This window comes from Streptomyces sp. NPDC047841, assembly GCF_040704085.1.
GTDB classification, from domain to species: Bacteria; Actinomycetota; Actinomycetes; order Streptomycetales; family Streptomycetaceae; genus Streptomyces; species Streptomyces argyrophylli.
In genome coordinates this window covers 228675-244880 of record NZ_JBEYRP010000005.1, presented here as the reverse complement: position 1 = coordinate 244880, position 16206 = coordinate 228675, and the positions used below count along the sequence as shown (strand labels likewise).

Here is a 16206-nt window from a genome sequence, read left to right as displayed (position 1 = left end):
GCAATCTGCTCAACAGCAGATACACAAAGTGTCAAGCAACAGGCAGGCAGCCGGAGGTGCGCGTCCCGTGGCGTCCAATGTCAATCCCACCGTCAGGCGGCGCCGGCTGGGCCAGGAGCTGCGCAGGCTCCGTGAGCTCAAGGGCATGACGGCCGAAGAGGTGGCGGAGCGGCTGCTGGTGTCGCAGTCGAAGATCAGCAGGCTGGAGAACGGCCGTAGAAGCATCAGCCAGCGCGATGTGCGCGATCTGTGCGGGGTGTACGAGGTCGAGGACCAGCGGATCGTCGACTCGCTGATGGAGATGGCCCGGGATTCCCGGCAGCAGGGCTGGTGGCACACCTTCGGTGACATCCCGTACAGCGTGTACATCGGTCTGGAGACGGACGCCGAGTCGCTGCGGGTCTACGAACCCCAGCTGGTGACCGGGCTGTTGCAGACCCGGGCCTACGCCGAGGCGCTGGTGCAGGGCGCGTTGCCGGAGACGTCGACCGCGGAGATCGAGAAGCGTGTCCAGGTGCGGATGCGCCGACAGGAACGTATCACCGCCCAGGCCAACCCGCTCCGGCTGTGGGTGGTGCTGGACGAGGCCGCGCTGAAACGGGTCGTGGGCAGCCGCCTGGTGATGCGGGAACAGCTGGAGCACCTGATCGAGATGTCGCAGCTGCCGCACGTCACCGTGCAGGTGCTGCCGTTCGACGTGGGCGCGCACCCGGGGCTCAACGGCCAGTACGCGATCCTGGAGTTCGCCGACGCGGCCGACTCCAGCGTGGTGTACCTGGAGGGCGTGACCAGCGACCTGTACCTGGAGAAGGCGCAGGACGTGCAGAAGTACGCCGTGATGTACGAGCACCTGCGGGCGCAGTCCCTCAATGTGGAGGCGTCCCGGAAATTCATCGCGGACGTGGCGAAGCAGTACGCCGACTGATGCGGGACCGCCCAGGGCGCGGGATCGTACACCGGAGGTCCACTCCAATGGAAGGCTCACCTGGAATATGCCATCCGGTTGAGTGAACGACTCCTCCGGGGGCCGCAGTTGCCCGGTAGCGTCGATCACGCCAGTCAGACCACATGGTTGGCGCGAACCGCACTACCGCAACTCGCAACTCGCAACTCGCAACTCGCAACAGGAGTGGACATGGCACTGATTCAGGGCGCTTCGGAGACGTGGATGAAGTCTTCCTATTCCGCGGGCAACGGCGCTTGCGTCGAGGTCAAGTCGCCCACCGCCGCCGAACTCGCCGTACGCGACTCCAAGACGCCCGAGGGGCCGATCCTGGCCTTCCCCGCCGACGCCTGGAACGCGTTCGTGTCCTCGGTCAAGGCGTGAGGGGTTCTCCCTGACCCTGGTCCGGACGACAACTGCATACGCACCGCCAGGAGAGCCCTCTCGACCAGTCGCCGTCCTTGCCGAGAGGGCTCACCGCGTTCCACCGGGCCACCCGGGAGGCCCGGGCCGCGCTCAGCCGAGCTGGGCCTCGATCGCGGAGACGACCTCGGCCGACTCCGGCTCCGTCTGCGGCGAGAACCGCGCGACGACCCGACCGTCCCGGCCGATCAGGAACTTCTCGAAGTTCCAGCGGATGTCCCCGCTGTGCCCCTCCGCGTCGGCGAAGCCCACCAGCCGCTCGTACAGCGGGTGCCGGCCCGTGCCGTTCACCTCCACCTTCTCCGTCAGCGGGAAGGTCACGCCGTAGGTCGCCGAGCAGAACTCCGTGATCTCCTCGGCGGTGCCGGGCTCCTGCCCGAGGAACTGGTTGCAGGGCACGCCCAGCACGGTGAAGCCCCGCTCGGCGTACCGCTCCTGGAGCTTCTCCAGCCCGGTGTACTGCGGGGTCAGCCCGCACTTGGAGGCCACGTTCACGATGAGGACGGCCTGGCCCGCGAACCGTGACAGATCAGCGGAGCCACCCTGGAGGGCCCCGATCTCGACGTCCAGCGGGGAGCCGTTGTGCTCGGTAGTCGTCATGCCCGGATGCTAGCCCCGCCGGATCCCGCACCCCTGCCCGGCCTCGCCCGGAGGCCCTCGCCCGGCCTCGCCAGGACGCGACCGGCCCCCTGTGTCATCGGCCGCCTCCCCCCGCCTCGACCAGGACGTCGCCCGCCGCCGTCCGTACGTACAGCACCGACCGCCCGGCCCGGCGCCGCGTCACCAGCCCCGCCTCCCGGAGCACCCTCAGGTGCCGGCCCACCGAGCCCAGCCCCTGCCCGGTCACGGCGGTCAGCTGGGTGGTGCTCAGCGGGGAGCCGAGGAGCACCAGCACCGCGGCCCGGCCCGGTCCGAGCAGCGCGCTCAGCCCGGCGGGCGCCACCCGGTCGGCGTCCCCGGCCAGGACACCGGCACAGGGGTAGACCACGGCGTACCGCGCATGGTCCTCCCAGGCGACCCAGCCCGTGCGCTGCGCCGTCACCGGCACGAACAGCAGCTCGGCGCCGGAGATCTCGCGCGGCGGATACTCGTGCAGATTGATCTGGAACCGGTTGTCCCCGAGCCACCGCGTGCCGCCCGGCCGCAGGGAGTCCAGCACGCTCGCCCAGCCGCCCCGGCTCGCCTGCGCGGTCCGTGCCACCACATCCGCCTCCAGCACCCGCCGGCGCCGCCCCCAGTACGGTCGTACCGTCTCCTCCCACACCCACTCCAGCAGTACGGCCGCCCGCTCGGGCAGGTCGTCCCGGTCCAGCCCGGCGGGCAGCGGTCCGGCGAGGGAGAGCCGCAGGTGCGCGCGGGCGTCCGTCGGCCGGGTGGCGCGGACCCGGGCGATCGCGTCCCGGAAGCTCTCGCCGTCGCGGGGCGTGGGCGTGAGGAAGTCGGCGATCCACTCCCGCCCCAGCCCCGCCAGCACCAGCCGGGCCGTCACCGGGTCGGCCGCGAGCCTGTCCCGGTAGGCGGGCAGGTGGGTGCCCAGCCAGGAGTGCTCACCGGGATGCGCCCCCTGCCCGGCGTGCAGCAGCTTCAGCCCGGCGAAGGTCTCGGCGAACGGCGAGATCACGAAGCGGCTCCGTGCCAGGGTGTCCGCGTTGAGCTGCCACCACCCCACGAGCGCCTCCTCGTACGGACCTTTCGCACGGACCTTCGACCTTTCGCACGGACCTTTTGCACGACGGCGAAACAGTAACGAGTCCGCCGCGGCCGGCCCGAGACTCCGGAACATGCCCAGCTACCGATCCCTGTTCCGCACCCCCGAGTTCACCCCCCTCTTCCTCGGCGCCGCCGCCCAGACCGCCGCCGGGACCGCCGGCGGCCTCGCCCTCGGCACACTCGTGTACCGGACGACCGGCTCGCCCCTGCTGTCGGCGCTGAGCATGTTCGGCCCGTCCCTCGCCCAGGTGCTCGGCGCGACCCTCCTGCTGTCCGGCGCCGACCGGCTGCCCCCGCGTACGACCCTCACCGCCATCTCGCTGGCCTTCGCCGCGGGTACGGCGGTACAGGCGCTGCCCGGCCTGCCGCTCGGCGCGCTGTTCACCGTCGTCCTGGTCCTGGGTCTGGTCGCCTCCCTCGGGGGCGGGGTCCGCTGGGGCCTGCTGAACGAGATCCTCGCCGAGGACGGCTATCTGCCCGGGCGTTCGCTGTTCAACATGATGAGCGGGCTCATGCAGATCGCCGGGTTCGCCGCCGGCGGCGCCCTGCTCGCCGCCCTCTCCCCGCGGGCCTGTCTGCTGCTGGCCGTGGCCCTGTACCTGACGGCCGCGCTCGTCCTGCGCCTCGGACTGACCGCCCGCCCGCCCCGGGCCACGGGCCGCCCCTCGCCGTCGGCGACCTGGCGCGCCAACGCAGAGCTGTGGTCGTCCCGCCCGCGCCGCCTCACCTACCTGGGCCTGTGGCTGCCCAACGGCCTGATCGTCGGCTGCGAGTCCCTGTACGTGTCGTACGCCCCGCACGCGGCCGGCACCCTGTTCGCGTGTGCCGCGCTCGGCATGTTCGCCGGGGACGCGACGGTGGGCCGTCTGCTGCCGCCCGCGACCCGGCGCCGGCTGGCCACCCCGCTCCTGCTGTTGCTGGCGGCGCCGTACCTGCTCTTCTCCGCGCACCCGCCGGTGCCGGTGGCAGCGGTGTGCGTGACCGTGGCCTCCGCCGGTTTCGGCGCGAGCCTGGTCCAGCAGGAGCGGCTGATGAGCCTGACCCCCGGCGACCTGGCCGGCCAGGCGCTGGGACTGCACTCGGCCGGCATGCTGACCTTCCAGGGCGTGAGCGCGGCGCTGGCCGGTGCGGTGGCCCAGTTCACGTCGCCGGCGACGGCGATGACAGTGATGGCCACGGGTTCGCTCTGCGTCACGCTGGCGCTGACCACGGCCGCTCGCCGGACCCCGGCCCGCCGTTCCGCCGAGCCCGCGCGGGAGGGGGCTCCGTCCTGACGCCGACGCGGCCGACCGGGCCCCACGCACGGGCGCCCGCCGGCCCCGCCGCCACCTCCGGCAGCCACGGCGTCGGCCACCGTCCGGCAGGCGCCGACGGGCGCGTGCGCGCTCGGCACCGAGGTGCGGGGCTACGGCGTCAGGCACCTCGTCCGAGGTTGCGAGCGTGTCGAGACGGTTTGCCGGGAACACCCTTGCTAACGTCCGCTCCGCGTAAATCGTCCATGAAGGACCGATTTGCACCTATGGGTGGGTGAGAGGACAGGGACCATGAACGACTTCTCCCGTCGCGGACTGCTCAAGACGACGGCCGTCGCAGGTGCCGGCGCGGTCGTCGCGCCGGCCGTCGCGGCGATCGAAGCGCCCGGTGCGAGTGCGGTGACCGAGGCCGCCGTGAGCGAGGGCTACGGGGCACGGTGCGCGCCGGCGAAGCTGACCGGCCGCATCGTCCGCCCCCACGACCCCGGGTACACGGACGCGCGCCTCGGCTGGGATCAGCTCTTCTCCCACTATCCGCTGGTCATCGTCTTCGCTCAGAACACCCAGGACGTGGTCAACGCCCTGACGTGGGCGCGGCAGAACGACGTCGCGCTGCGCGTGAGGAGCGGCCGCCACAGCCTCGAAGGCTGGTCGAACGTCGACAACGGCCTCGTGATCGACATCAGCGAGCTGAAGTCGGTCCACATCGACGCCGGCGCCCGTGTCGCGACGGTCGGCGCCGGACTCAACCAGCTCGAAGCGGTGACCACGCTCGCGAAGCGGAACTTCGCGGTGACGACCGGTACCGAAGGCAGCGTGGGCCTGGCCGGCGCGACGCTCGGCGGCGGCTTGGGCTTCCTCACTCGCTGGATCGGCATGGCCTGCGACAGCCTGATCGGCGCCGAGATCGTCGTGGCGGACGGCGACGAGTGCGCCAAGGTGCTCAAGGTCGACCTGCATCACCACTCCGACCTGCTCTGGGCGCTGCGCGGAGCGGGCAACGGCAACTTCGGGATCGTCACCTCGCTCACCTACAAGCTGGCCCCGCTGAAGAGCGTCACCTATCTGACGGCCACGTGGGACGGAATCGGCGACCTGCGCAGGGTCTTCAAGGCCTACCAGCGCACGATGCCGTTCACCGACCACCGCCTCGGCACCCAGCTCGAAGTTCACCCGAACCAGATCCTGCTGTTCGCGGTCCTCGCCGAAGGCACGCCCGCGGAGGCGAAGAAACTGCTGGCCCCGCTCCTGTCGATCGACAGCCCCAAGGTGACGACGGAGGTGGGGAACTGGGGCGACGTCTACGCGGGATTCCAGACTCCCGTCACGACCGAACCCGCGAACTGGAAGTTCCACTCGCAGTTCGCCAAGAAGCCGTTCCCGACCAAGGCGATCGACGTGATCGCCTCGTTCATCAAGAAAGCCCCCACGGACGACAGCAACTACTTCGTCCAGGCGTTCGGGGGCGAGGTCAGGAAGAGCCCCCGCGGCGGCACGGCGTTCCCGCACCGCGACGCCCTCTTCTACGCCGAGCCCGGCGCCGGCTGGGGCGAGCGCAGTGACCAGCCGGGCGTCTGCGACCCGCTCACCCCGAAGGCCCAGGCCTGGATCGCCGAATTCAGCCAGGCCCTGCGGCCCTACGTGGACGGCGCCTACGTCAACGTGCCGAACATCGGCATGCAGGAATGGGAGACCGCCTACTGGGGGTCCAACTACAACCGCCTGCGCCGCATCAAGGCGGAGTACGACCCCCGCAACGTCTTCCAGTACGAACAGAGCATCCCGCCCGCGTCCCACTGACCGAGCACGACCTGAGCCCCCTCCTGCCTGGCAGCGCGGAGGGGGCTCAGTCATGACCTGCCCGTCGTGCACGTGTGGCCCGCCAGAGAGGTCGAATGCCCCGGACCAAGATTGCTTTGGAGCCTTTTCCCTTGTGCCCCGGCAGAATTCGAACCTGCGGGACCCGGTTTAGGAGTGCGGTCTGTGCCCGCTCCGGCTCCGGCTACGGTCGTCGGCTGGTGCGCGAGTCGGACGGAGACGCTGGTGTACGTCCCCGTCCGGCGTCGTTGGTGTCAAGCGTAGATGTCAGCAGCCCTCGTCCTGACTGTCTCGCAGGTCGATCGGTGTACCGGGACAGATGGACAGAAGTGAAGGGCTGGTCCACCCTTCACTTCTATGACCGCCCCTCATCGTGAGGCTGCCACGCGATCGCGGCTGCCTGAAGCCATTTGTGTCGTAGCCGAGGAGATAGCCAGGTTGCTCCGGTCGTGTACAGATGCCACGGTGCCCATACCTGGTGCTGAGTGGACGGTTGGAGAATCTGCGGCGCACCTGGTCCTGGCCAACGAGTTGATGGCTGCCCTTGCCGCAGGGCATGAGCAGGTATATGGCGACGGCACACCAGGGGGACTTGCGGCGGCCAACGCCGCCTCGCTGGTTTCCTTCCCCGAACGCGACACCTCCGTCCTGGCGGACGGCATCGTCCGGCATGCGCGGGCATTCACCGAGGCGGCCGGCCTGCGGTCGGCGGACACACCGACGGTGACACCGCTGGGGCCCATGGACTTGGGAACCCTTAGCTCCTACCTGCTGACCCACATGCTTGGGCACGGCTATGACATCGCAGCGGCACTTGGCCAACCACACATGATCGACCGTGACAGGGTCGATTTGGCGATGCCGTTTCTGATCACTGCGATGCCCCGTGTCGTCGATGTACGAGCGGCTGACGGGCACAGTGCCTGTTACGAGCTAAGGGTGCGCGGCCTCTCTCGGCTCACAGTGACGTTCACCAACGGCACGGTGGCCGTGCACGCCAAGCCCCCGCGCCGTCCCGACTGCACGATCATGATCGAACCGATCACGTTCTTCCTGCTCGCACTGGGCAGGCGCAGTGCCACCGGTGCCATCGCCCGCGGCAAGGTCCTCGCCTGGGGGCGCAAGCCCTGGCTCGCGCCGAGTTTCCCCGCATTGTTCACCGCACCATGACGGACGCTTGCCTGCTCCCGCCCAGAAAGCACATTGAGCTTCCTCGAGATGCGAACAGCGATGCTGGCGCCGCGCATTTACACGCTGGACCCGATGGCGCGATGATCGAGCGCGACGGCCTGTAGTTCAGCTCGCCAAATCCGGCTTGCGGCGCTTCCCGACGATCTGCCCCCTCCTCGGGGTGAGGCAAATTCCCCGTGGTTCCCCGCCCTGTCTGGTGCGGCTGTGGTGCACGGGTGTTGTCAGTGGCTGCCCGCACGCTGCGGAACAGTGGGTCGGTCTACTGTCTCGGTAAGAAGAGCGCGCGACCAAGAGGGGTAGCTCAGAAGAGATCCCCGAGCCATGTCGGTCCGGGAGCTCGTGAAGCTTCGACATCACCCCCCTCTGAATATCTGGCAGGGCTGTGGCACGGCACTAAATGGCACCTATTGCGGCAATCTGCCCGTGGGCCGCTATTCGGTAGTGATCCACTTGATTGCGTGGGAGGACGAACCGGGCAGCGTCAACGCCGACGGCACCTCGTCCGAGACTGCTCTCTCCGACTTCGTCGTCCTCATCAACGCCGCCGTGTCGGAACAGGACACCTTTCGCTCCGCAGTGGAGACCTTCGACCCGATGGAACACTGACTGCCGGGCGGCGCTGTCCTCCGCCTGCCGCGAAGAACTGATCACGCGCAACGTTGCCAAGCTGGTCGCCTCCGTTGGTCGGACGTCGACTTGGACAGCCGCGTCCTCTACGTCCGCCACCAGGTCCACCGTCGCCGTGGGGTCCTGTACGACGACGACCCGAAGAGCCGCCGTCGCCGTGCCATCCCGCTGCCCGCCCTCTGCATTGCGCCCCTGCGCTGGCACCGGATGCGGCAGGAAGCTGCGCGCGCCAAGGCGGGGGAGGGGTGGCACGATTCGGACTACGTCTTCGCCACCCGGACCGGGCGGCCCGTCGAGCCGCGCAACCTCTACGGCTCCTTCACCCGCGTCGCCCAGTCCGCCGGCCTCCGCGTCATCCGGCTGCACGACGCCCGGCACGGGTGCGCCACGCTGCTCACCGCTGCCGGGGTTGCTCCTCGCGTCGTGATGGAGATCCTGGGGCACAGCCAGATCAGCATCACTATGGACGTGTACACGCACGTCGTGCAGGACACTCAGCGGGAGGCCATCAGCCACATGGATCGGCTGCTCAAGAGGCGGCCGGCCGTGAGTGACCGCCCTCGTTGATGTCAGCAGTGGATGTCACTCACCTAGGAACGTTCCTAGGTGAGTGACGAAGGCCAGCTAGGAGCATGCTCCTAGCTGGCCTTTTCCCATGTGCCCCCGGCAGGATTCGAACCTGCGACACCCGCTTTAGGAGAGCGGTGCTCTATCCCCTGAGCTACGAAGGCGTGGGTGGGCGTCCTGGTGGGCGCTTGGTCCACAGGGTACCGGATCAGGACGGGGGGACGTGGGTGAAGCGGGATGCGGTGTGGAGGTCCTGCTGGATGTGGGCCGCCGTCGCGTGCAGGGCGGGCAGGAGATCGGCGACGACGTCCCGCAGGGTGCGGCGGGCCGCGTGGGTGGAGACGTTCAGGGCGGCCACCGTCCGGCCCGTGCGGTCCCGTACCGGCACGGCGATGGACCGCAGGCCCGATTCCAGTTCCTCGTCGACCAGGGCGTAGCCCTGCGAGCGGACTTCGGTGAGCGTGGAGGACAGGGGGTCGGCGGTGTCCGCCAGGAGGACGCGGCCCAGGGAGGTCGCGGGCGCCGGCAGCCGTGTGCCCACGGTGATCCGTACGGTCAGGACACGGCTCGTGCCCGCCCCGGCCGTGTACTGGATCTCCTTGCCGTCGTTCGTCAGTACCGCCAGTGCCGTCGGTTCCCGTACCGCGTCCGCCAGGGCCCGCAGGTGCGGTTCGGCCAGGCGGGGCAGTGTCGTCCGGGACAGGGCCGGGAAGCCGAGGTCCAGGACGCGCGGGGTGAGGGTGAACGTGCGGTCGGGGTGTGCGGCCACCAGGCCCAGGTGCTCGTGGGTGAGCAGGGCCCGGCGTGCGGTGGCCCGGGACAGGCCGGTCGCGCGGGCCACCTCCGTCAGGGACAGCGCCGAGCGGCCCTCGCCGAACGCCGTCAGCACCGTCAGGCCCCGGGCCAGCGACTCCACGAAGTCCCGGCCGAGTTCGTGCTTGGACGCCGTGGTCCAGGTCGCCAGGCCGGCCGGTGCCGGACCCGGCTCTGGTGCGGGCGCGCCGCGCAGGTCCGTCTCCATCGCCGTCACCGCCGTACGCAGCCGGGGCAGCAGGCTGGTGCGCAGGTCGGCCGCGGAGTGCCGGCTGGTGTGGCTGACCACGCTCGCCACGCAGGCCACCCGGCCGGTGCCGGGGTCCCGTACCGGTACGGACACCGCGACCAGGCCCGGCTCGATCAGCTGGTCGTCCACGGCCCAGCCGTCCCGGCGCGCCCCCTCCACCCGCTCCGCGAAGGAGTCCGAGGAGGGGTCCGAGGAGGAGTCCGAGGAGGGAGGTGGGGGGGAGGGGGCGGCCGTAAGGTCCGCCCTGGGCGGTACCGCGGGGAAGGACGCGTCCCGTGTGTCCTCCGCCCGGCGTTCCCGCCAGCGGGTCCAGTCCGCTTCGGTCCACTCGGTCGCGAACAGCGCGCCCGGCGCGGTCCGTTCGGCCGGCAGCAGGTCGCCGATGCGGAAGCTCACGGACAGCGCGCGGCGGCGGGTGGCCTGGTGGATGAAGCGGATGCCGTCGAGGTCGGGGACCGCGAGCGACACCGACTCGTCCAGTTCGTCGGCGAGGGCGTCGGCGCGCGCGTCGAGCAGGGCGGGCAGGCGCAGGGCGGCCAGGTAGGCGTTGCCCAGCTCCATCACGCGGGGGGTGAGGACGACGTCCCGGCCGTCGAGGCGGACGTAGCCCATGCGGCCGAGGGTGCCGGTGATCCGGTCCACCGTGGAGCGGGCGAGGCCGGTGGCCCGTTCCAGCGCGCTCGGGCTCAGCGTGCCGCCCGCCTCGGTGAGCCGTCGTAGCACCGTGACGCCCCGCAGCAGCGGTCCCACCGCTTCCGCCGGCGTCCCGGTCCCGGCGCGGGCGTCGGCATCCACTGCGGTCATCGCGGGCATCGTCTCTCCGGTACGGCATCCCATCGGGGCACGCCTACGGTAAACCCCTGCCGGCCGGCCGTGAGCCGGTCCCGTGGCCGCCCGGCGTCAGCCGCCTCGCGGCCTGCCTGGGAGGCAGCGATGCCTGGGACGCATCGATCGTCAGCCCCCGGCCGTCCCCTCATGCCCCAGCCCCGGCCGTCCCCTACGCCCCGACCCCCGCCCCCGCCCCCCTCGTGATCCGTATTCGGTAGTTGGCCTCCTTGTCCGTGCTCAGGACCTGGACGGTGATGCCGTGGCCGGGGTCCTTGAACGTCTCGCCGGGGGTGAACGGCGCGTCGGAGAGTTCGGCCTGGACGTTGGGGCTGCGGGTGCAGCCGCCGCTCTGGCGGTGGCTGTCGTAGACGGTGACCGGGCCGCGGCCGGTGTCGACGGCGCCGTCGACCTTGTAGATGAGCACTCCCGGGCAGCACACCGCCTCGTCGTTGCCGCCCTGCGCGCGCACCTCCAGCGCATAGGTGCTGCGCGCGGTGACCGGCACCAGGACGAGCTTTCCGCCGCCCGGCCTGTACAACGGGGACAGGGTGTACTCGGTGCTGCCCCGGGCCGCCGCGCAGCCGACCTGGTCGCCGTCCAGCCAGCCCAGCTTCCACTTGTGCCAGCCGAGCAGGTCGTTGTTGGCGCCCCAGTCCTCGCTCATGATGTCCCAGTGCCCGACCGCGCCCCCGCCCTCCTGGGTGTACAGGTCGGGCAGGCCGAAGGTGTGGCCGTTCTCGTGCGGCAGCACCCGGTAGCCGGTGCGGGAGTAGGAGCCGGAGCCGTCGTCCTGGCGGGAGTAGACGAAGGAGGCGTTGGAGATGCGGACGCCGTCGGCGACCGGGGCGTCGTCGTTCCCGGCGAAGGTCACGGACAGCACGGTGTCCAGGGCGGAGGGGCCGGCGTTCGGGGTGATGAGCACGTTCAGCAGGTCGTAGTCGCGGAAGTCCACGGCCGGGTCGGCGGCGGTCACGATGTCCTGGACCAGGTTGCGGTAGCCGGGGTCGAAGGGCGCGCCGCGCTCTATGCCGTACGCCTGGAAGGTTTTCGGCATGCGCAGCCAGGTGGTGACGGGGGTCTCGGCGCGGTAGTCGAGACGGCCGTACGACGCGGTGCGGAACCACTCCTGGGTCTGCGGGAAGAACTCGTGGAAGCGGTCCATCGCGCTGCCCGGTCCGGTGGCGTCGGGGAAGTCGACCATCAGGGTCAGGGCGCGGACGGTGCCGGTGGCGCGGGAGTAGCCGGACGGAGTGGGCAGGCCCTCGGTCATCTGCACGTCCAGGCCGCCACGGATCATGCAGGGAACGAGCGCGGAGTTGCGGGCCAGGTTGTCGGGCCCGGCGGCGGAGGGGGGCGCCGTGAGGTTCCCGGTCCCGGCCGAGGTGCTGACCGCGAGGGTCAGTGCGGTCACCATCGACAGGGCGGCAACCCGGCGCGGGCGTATGCGGGGGCGGGGCTGCGGCTGCGGCTGCATGCAGGGACCTTTCGCGCCACGGCAGCCGCCGGTCTCCGGCTGCACCCTTGCGCTCACCCTGTGGCGGCGGGGCGGCGGGCGCGCGCTGGAGGAGACCGATCGTGGGAAAGCGGGGCGGCGGCGGGGTGAATCCCGGCGCGTGGTGATTGTGTCTCAGGTCACATCACTTCTTTCGGCGGGCGGGAAATAACCGGGGATGGTTTCCCCGTTTAGCCCTGTGCCCGACGGAAACGGGGACCGGCTCCCCGGATCCCGCCGGACGCGCGAACGCTCAGCGTCGAGCGGCCGCCGCCGAGTCACCGAGCCACCGGATGCGCCACGGCGCACCACCGCTCAACATCACGACCGACCCGAGGAGTTCACCGTGCACGCCACGACCGCCCCCTCCGTGCGCAAGGCGCCCCGGCCGCGCGCCGACGCCCTGCGCAACCGGGAGCGGATCATCACCGCCGCCCGGGAGATGTTCGTCGAGCACGGCCCGGACGTGCCGCTGGACGAGATCGCCCGCCGGGCCGGCGTCGGCAACGCCACGGTGTACCGCAACTTCCCCGACCGCGACGCCCTCGTCCGCGAGGTCGTCTGCTCCGTCATGGACCGGACGGCCGAGGCGGCCGAGCTGGCCCTCGCGGAGACCGGGGACGCCTTCGCCGCCCTGGAGCGCTTCGTGCACACCGCCGCCGACGAGCGGATCAGTGCGCTGTGTCCCATGGTGTCCAGCACCTTCGACCAGCACCACCCCGACCTGGAGGCCTCCCGCGAGCGCGTCGAGCAGCTGGTCGAGGAGGTCATGGGCCGGGCCAAGGCGGCCGGGCAGCTCCGGGCGGACGTCGGCGTCGGCGATCTGATGATCGTCGTGGCCCAGCTGAGCCGGCCCCCGGCCGGCACGGACTGCATGCGCGGCGACCGCTTCGTCCACCGCCACCTTCAGCTGTTCCTCGACGGTCTGCGGGCCCCCGCCCGCTCCGCCCTGCCGGGCCGGGCCGTGAACATCAAGGAGCTGCGCGACTGCTGACCGACGACTGACCGATCAGTTCAGCTCCCGCACCCGGTCCACCCTCCGTGGAACGGCCGGTCCGCCTTCCCCCAGTCCGCCTTCCCTCCTCTCGTCCTTCCCTCCTCTCGTCCTTCCGTCCTTTCGTCCTTCTGCAGCACGGCCCTTCAGAAGCACGGCCTCTTCATCTTTCCGTCGTACTCCGTTTTCTCGTCATTTTTCCGTCACGCCTTTCGTCACCGTCTCCTTCACGAAGATCCGGTCCTCTCCGTCACGAAGGCCCGGTCTTCTCCGTCACGAAGTCCCGAAGTGGGTATCTCCATGTCCGAAGCAGCCCTCAAGGCTCCCGGCGCCGCCGCTGCGAGCGGTGACGCCAACCGCTGGAAAGCGCTCGTGTTCATCGCGCTCGCCCAGCTGATGGTCGTCCTCGACGCCACCATCGTGAACATCGCCCTTCCCTCCGCCCAGACCGACCTCGGCATATCCGACGGCAACCGGCAGTGGGTCGTCACGGCCTACGCCCTCGCCTTCGGTGGCCTGCTGCTCTTCGGCGGCCGCATCGCCGACCTGTGGGGCCGCAAGCGCGCCTTCGTGCTCGGCCTCGCCGGTTTCGCCGCCGCCTCCGCGCTCGGCGGTGCCGCCACCACCGGCTCGATGATGTTCGGCGCCCGCGCCCTCCAGGGCGTCTTCGGCGCGCTGCTCGCCCCGGCCGCGCTGTCCCTGCTCGCGGTGATGTTCACTGACGCCAAGGAGCGCGCCAAGGCGTTCGGCATCTACGGCGCCATCGCGGGCGGTGGCGGTGCCGTCGGCCTGATCCTCGGCGGCTTCCTCACCGAGTACCTGGACTGGCGCTGGACCTTCTTCGTGAACGTCCCGTTCGCCGTGGTCGCCGCGGCCGGCGCCTACTTCGTCATCCGTGAGCCGGAGGGCGGCCGCAACCGCAACCCGCTCGACATCCCGGGCGTCCTGCTGTCCACCCTCGGCCTGGTCGCGCTCGTCTACGGCTTCACCCGCGCCGAGTCCGACGGCTGGGGCGACGCGGTGACCGTGTCGATGTTCGTCGCGTCCGTGGTGCTGCTGGTCGCGTTCGCGCTCGTGGAGTCCAGGGTCAAGGCCCCGCTGCTGCCGCTGCGCGTGGTGACCGACCGCAACCGCGGCGGCATCTACCTGTCCCTCGGCCTGGCGATCATCGGCATGTTCGGCCTGTTCCTCTTCCTGACCTACTACCTCCAGGTCGTGAAGGGCTACTCGCCGGTCAAGACCGGCTTCGCCTTCCTGCCGATGGTGGCCGGCATGATCACCGGCTCCACCCAGATCGGCACCCGGCTGATGACCCGCGTCCCGGCCCGCCTGCTGATGGGCCCGGGCTTCCTGGTCGCCGCGATCGGCATGCTGCTGCTGACCCAGCTGGAGATCGACTCCTCCTACGCCGCCCTGCTGCTGCCCGCGATGGTGCTGCTGGGCCTCGGCATGGGTACGGCCTTCATGCCGGCGATGTCCCTGGCCACCCAGGGCGTCGAGCCCCGGGACGCGGGTGTCGCCTCCGCGATGGTCAACACCTCGCAGCAGGTGGGCGGCGCGATCGGCACCGCCCTGCTGAACACCATCGCCGCCTCGGCGACCGCCTCGTACATCAAGGACCACATCGCCGGTGCCGCCTCCAGGCCGCAGCAGCAGCTGGTGGCGCTCCAGGGCCAGGTGCACGGCTACAGCACCGCGATCTGGTTCGCCGTCGGCATCCTGGCCGCCGCCGCGCTGATCGCCTTCACCTTCGTCAACGCCGGCCGTCCCGGTTCCACCCCGGTGGCCTCGGGCGAGGGCGTCGAGGACGAGCTCCCGGTGCCGGTGGTGGCCCACTGACCGGCCGTACGGCCCGGCCCGCCCGGCACTGACCGACTAGCGGAGCCAGGGCAGGTCCGCACCCGCTTCGTTGGGCTGGAGGCCCTCGGCGACGATCTCCATGATCTCGCCGAGGGCCTTCTGCTGTTCCGGGCTCAGCCGGTCGAACAGCGCCTGGCGTACGGCGGTGACGTGGCCGGGCGCGGTGCGCCGCAGTACCTCGTGGCCCGCGTCGGTGAGGACGGCGAACTGACCGCGCTTGTCGCTGGGGCAGTCCTCGCGGCGTACCCAGCCGTTCTTCTCCAGCCGTGCGACGGCGTGCGACAGCCGGGAGCGGGTGATCTTGGCCTTCATCGCCAGCTCGGTCATCCGCAGCCGGCGGCGCGGCGCCTCGGCGAGGCTGACGAGGAGGCCGTAGTAGATGTGCGGCATGCCCGCGTCGCGCTGGAGCTGCCGGTCGAGGTGGTCCTCCAGCAGGGTGGTGGCGTGCAGGTAGGCGCGCCAGATGCGCTGTTCCTCGTCGGTGAGCCAGCGGTGCCGCGCGGCGGCGGGGTCCGGTGCCGTGTTCATATCCCCCACTGTACGAGGCAGCTCCTTGAAACTTGAACAAGTCGGGCGTAGAGTTGCTGAGAACTTGAGACTTAAAGCAACTGGATCACCGGAGCCGCCGCGATGTCCGCCACCGCCCAGGAGCGCATGCCCGCCCTGTACCTCAGCCACGGCGCCCCGCCGCTCGCCGACGACCCCGTCTGGCCCGGCCAGCTCGCCGCCTGGTCCGCCTCCCTGCCCCGGCCCAAGGCGATCCTCATGGTCTCCGCGCACTGGGAGGAGGCCCCGCTCGCCCTAGGCGCGGTCGAGACCGTGCCGCTCGTCTACGACTTCTGGGGCTTCCCCGAGCACTACTACCGGGTCCGGTACGCCGCCCCCGGCGCCCCCGCGCTCGCCGAGTCCGTCCGCAAGCTGCTGCGCGCCCCCGGCATCCCCGTCCAGGACATCCCCGGCCGGGGCCTGGACCACGGTGCGTACGTCCCCCTCGTCGAGATGTTCCCGGACGCCGACATCCCCGTCCTGCAGATCTCCCTGCCCACCCTCGACCCGGTGCGCCTGATGGACATCGGCCGCAAGCTCGCCCCCCTGCGCGACGAGGGCGTGCTGATCGTCGGCTCCGGCTTCTTCACCCACAACCTCGCCGCCCTGCGGTACGCCGGCCCGGGCGTGCCGAGCTGGTCGTCCGAGTTCGACGACTGGGGGCGGCGGGCCCTGGAGACCCGCGACTGGGACGCGCTGCTCGACTTCCTGGACAAGGCCCCGGCCGGCCGCTACGCCCATCCGCGCACCGAGCACTTCGCCCCGCTGTTCGTGACCATGGGCGCGGCGGAGGCGGGCGGCGAGCTGGACGCGCAGAAGTCCGTCATCGACGGGTTCTGGATGGGAATGGCCAAGCGGTCGGTGCAGTTCGGATGAGGTGAGGAGTCCGGG

14 protein-coding genes, 1 tRNA gene and 1 pseudogene are annotated in these 16206 nt (G+C 70.8%); 10 read left to right on the top strand and 6 right to left on the bottom strand.

Annotation, left to right across the window (positions count from 1 at the left end):
- The first annotated feature begins 67 nt into the window (after positions 1-67).
- Together AB0947_RS09865 and AB0947_RS09860 are read left to right on the top strand one after the other, a co-directional pair.
- Positions 68-925: a helix-turn-helix transcriptional regulator gene (locus tag AB0947_RS09865; RefSeq protein ID WP_366749789.1), complete on the top strand. Its 858-nt coding sequence runs from the start codon at positions 68-70 to the stop codon at positions 923-925.
- Positions 926-1135: 210 nt separating this feature from the next.
- Positions 1136-1327 (top strand): DUF397 domain-containing protein, encoded by a 192-nt coding sequence (locus AB0947_RS09860; protein WP_030642837.1) that lies wholly within the window; start codon positions 1136-1138, stop codon positions 1325-1327.
- A gap of 132 nt (positions 1328-1459) precedes the next feature.
- Here AB0947_RS09860 and AB0947_RS09855 read toward each other — a convergent pair whose 3' ends face one another.
- Both AB0947_RS09855 and AB0947_RS09850 read right to left on the bottom strand, forming a co-directional pair.
- Positions 1460-1966: a glutathione peroxidase gene (locus AB0947_RS09855; RefSeq protein WP_366749788.1), complete on the bottom strand. Its 507-nt coding sequence runs from the start codon at positions 1964-1966 to the stop codon at positions 1460-1462.
- Positions 1967-2060: 94 nt separating this feature from the next.
- Positions 2061-3035 (bottom strand): winged helix-turn-helix domain-containing protein, encoded by a 975-nt coding sequence (locus AB0947_RS09850; RefSeq protein WP_366749787.1) that lies wholly within the window; start codon positions 3033-3035, stop codon positions 2061-2063.
- A gap of 112 nt (positions 3036-3147) precedes the next feature.
- Between AB0947_RS09850 and AB0947_RS09845 the strand changes: the two genes are divergently transcribed.
- From AB0947_RS09845 to AB0947_RS09825, 5 genes and pseudogenes are all read left to right on the top strand, one after another.
- On the top strand, positions 3148-4350 hold the full coding sequence (locus tag AB0947_RS09845; protein WP_366749786.1) for an MFS transporter: 1203 nt from the start codon (positions 3148-3150) through the stop codon (positions 4348-4350).
- Between the two features lie 270 nt (positions 4351-4620).
- On the top strand, positions 4621-6129 hold the full coding sequence (locus tag AB0947_RS09840; RefSeq protein WP_366749785.1) for an FAD-binding oxidoreductase: 1509 nt from the start codon (positions 4621-4623) through the stop codon (positions 6127-6129).
- Positions 6130-6504: 375 nt separating this feature from the next.
- Positions 6505-7317: a maleylpyruvate isomerase family mycothiol-dependent enzyme gene (locus AB0947_RS09835; protein WP_366749784.1), complete on the top strand. Its 813-nt coding sequence runs from the start codon at positions 6505-6507 to the stop codon at positions 7315-7317.
- 342 nt (positions 7318-7659) lie between these two features.
- A complete protein-coding gene (locus AB0947_RS09830) occupies positions 7660-7944 on the top strand; it encodes a hypothetical protein (RefSeq protein WP_366749963.1) in 285 nt (94 codons plus the stop codon).
- A gap of 4 nt (positions 7945-7948) precedes the next feature.
- Positions 7949-8532: pseudogene (locus tag AB0947_RS09825) on the top strand (site-specific integrase); the annotation flags it as partial.
- Between the two features lie 91 nt (positions 8533-8623).
- Here the strand turns inward: AB0947_RS09825 and AB0947_RS09820 are convergent.
- The 3 genes from AB0947_RS09820 to AB0947_RS09810 all read right to left on the bottom strand — a co-directional run bounded on the left by AB0947_RS09820 (position 8624) and on the right by AB0947_RS09810 (position 11897).
- A tRNA-Arg gene (locus tag AB0947_RS09820) sits at positions 8624-8696 on the bottom strand.
- 44 nt (positions 8697-8740) lie between these two features.
- Entirely contained in the window at positions 8741-10408 is a 1668-nt protein-coding gene (locus AB0947_RS09815; RefSeq protein ID WP_366749783.1) for an IclR family transcriptional regulator C-terminal domain-containing protein, read from the bottom strand.
- Positions 10409-10592: 184 nt separating this feature from the next.
- Positions 10593-11897, bottom strand: coding sequence for a M6 family metalloprotease domain-containing protein (locus AB0947_RS09810; protein ID WP_366749782.1), 1305 nt, complete (start codon positions 11895-11897; stop codon positions 10593-10595).
- Positions 11898-12261: 364 nt separating this feature from the next.
- On the opposite strand from AB0947_RS09810, the gene AB0947_RS09805 reads away from it, so the two are divergent.
- On the top strand, positions 12262-12909 hold the full coding sequence (locus AB0947_RS09805; protein WP_366749781.1) for a helix-turn-helix domain-containing protein: 648 nt from the start codon (positions 12262-12264) through the stop codon (positions 12907-12909).
- Between the two features lie 300 nt (positions 12910-13209).
- Positions 13210-14748: an MFS transporter gene (locus AB0947_RS09800; protein ID WP_366749780.1), complete on the top strand. Its 1539-nt coding sequence runs from the start codon at positions 13210-13212 to the stop codon at positions 14746-14748.
- A 36-nt stretch (positions 14749-14784) separates the two neighbouring features.
- On the opposite strand, the gene AB0947_RS09795 is transcribed toward AB0947_RS09800, so the two are convergent.
- A complete protein-coding gene (locus tag AB0947_RS09795; RefSeq protein ID WP_366749779.1) occupies positions 14785-15297 on the bottom strand; it encodes a MarR family transcriptional regulator in 513 nt (170 codons plus the stop codon).
- A gap of 102 nt (positions 15298-15399) precedes the next feature.
- Between AB0947_RS09795 and AB0947_RS09790 the strand changes: the two genes are divergently transcribed.
- A complete protein-coding gene (locus tag AB0947_RS09790) occupies positions 15400-16191 on the top strand; it encodes a class III extradiol ring-cleavage dioxygenase (RefSeq protein ID WP_366749778.1) in 792 nt (263 codons plus the stop codon).
- Positions 16192-16206: the final 15 nt, after the last annotated feature.

What these genes read in the sequence shown, in the direction of transcription:
- AB0947_RS09860 (WP_030642837.1), top strand. Translation starts at nt 1,136, where the DNA reads ATGGCACTGATTCAGGGCGCTTCGGAGACGTGGATGAAGTCTTCCTAT.
- AB0947_RS09855 (WP_366749788.1), bottom strand. Translation starts at nt 1,966, where the DNA reads ATGACGACTACCGAGCACAACGGCTCCCCGCTGGACGTCGAGATCGGG.
- AB0947_RS09845 (WP_366749786.1), top strand. Translation starts at nt 3,148, where the DNA reads ATGCCCAGCTACCGATCCCTGTTCCGCACCCCCGAGTTCACCCCCCTC.
- AB0947_RS09840 (WP_366749785.1), top strand. Translation starts at nt 4,621, where the DNA reads ATGAACGACTTCTCCCGTCGCGGACTGCTCAAGACGACGGCCGTCGCA.
- AB0947_RS09835 (WP_366749784.1), top strand. Translation starts at nt 6,505, where the DNA reads ATGACCGCCCCTCATCGTGAGGCTGCCACGCGATCGCGGCTGCCTGAA.
- AB0947_RS09830 (WP_366749963.1), top strand. Translation starts at nt 7,660, where the DNA reads ATGTCGGTCCGGGAGCTCGTGAAGCTTCGACATCACCCCCCTCTGAAT.
- AB0947_RS09815 (WP_366749783.1), bottom strand. Translation starts at nt 10,408, where the DNA reads ATGCCCGCGATGACCGCAGTGGATGCCGACGCCCGCGCCGGGACCGGG.
- AB0947_RS09810 (WP_366749782.1), bottom strand. Translation starts at nt 11,897, where the DNA reads ATGCAGCCGCAGCCGCAGCCCCGCCCCCGCATACGCCCGCGCCGGGTT.
- AB0947_RS09800 (WP_366749780.1), top strand. Translation starts at nt 13,210, where the DNA reads ATGTCCGAAGCAGCCCTCAAGGCTCCCGGCGCCGCCGCTGCGAGCGGT.
- AB0947_RS09795 (WP_366749779.1), bottom strand. Translation starts at nt 15,297, where the DNA reads ATGAACACGGCACCGGACCCCGCCGCCGCGCGGCACCGCTGGCTCACC.
- AB0947_RS09790 (WP_366749778.1), top strand. Translation starts at nt 15,400, where the DNA reads ATGTCCGCCACCGCCCAGGAGCGCATGCCCGCCCTGTACCTCAGCCAC.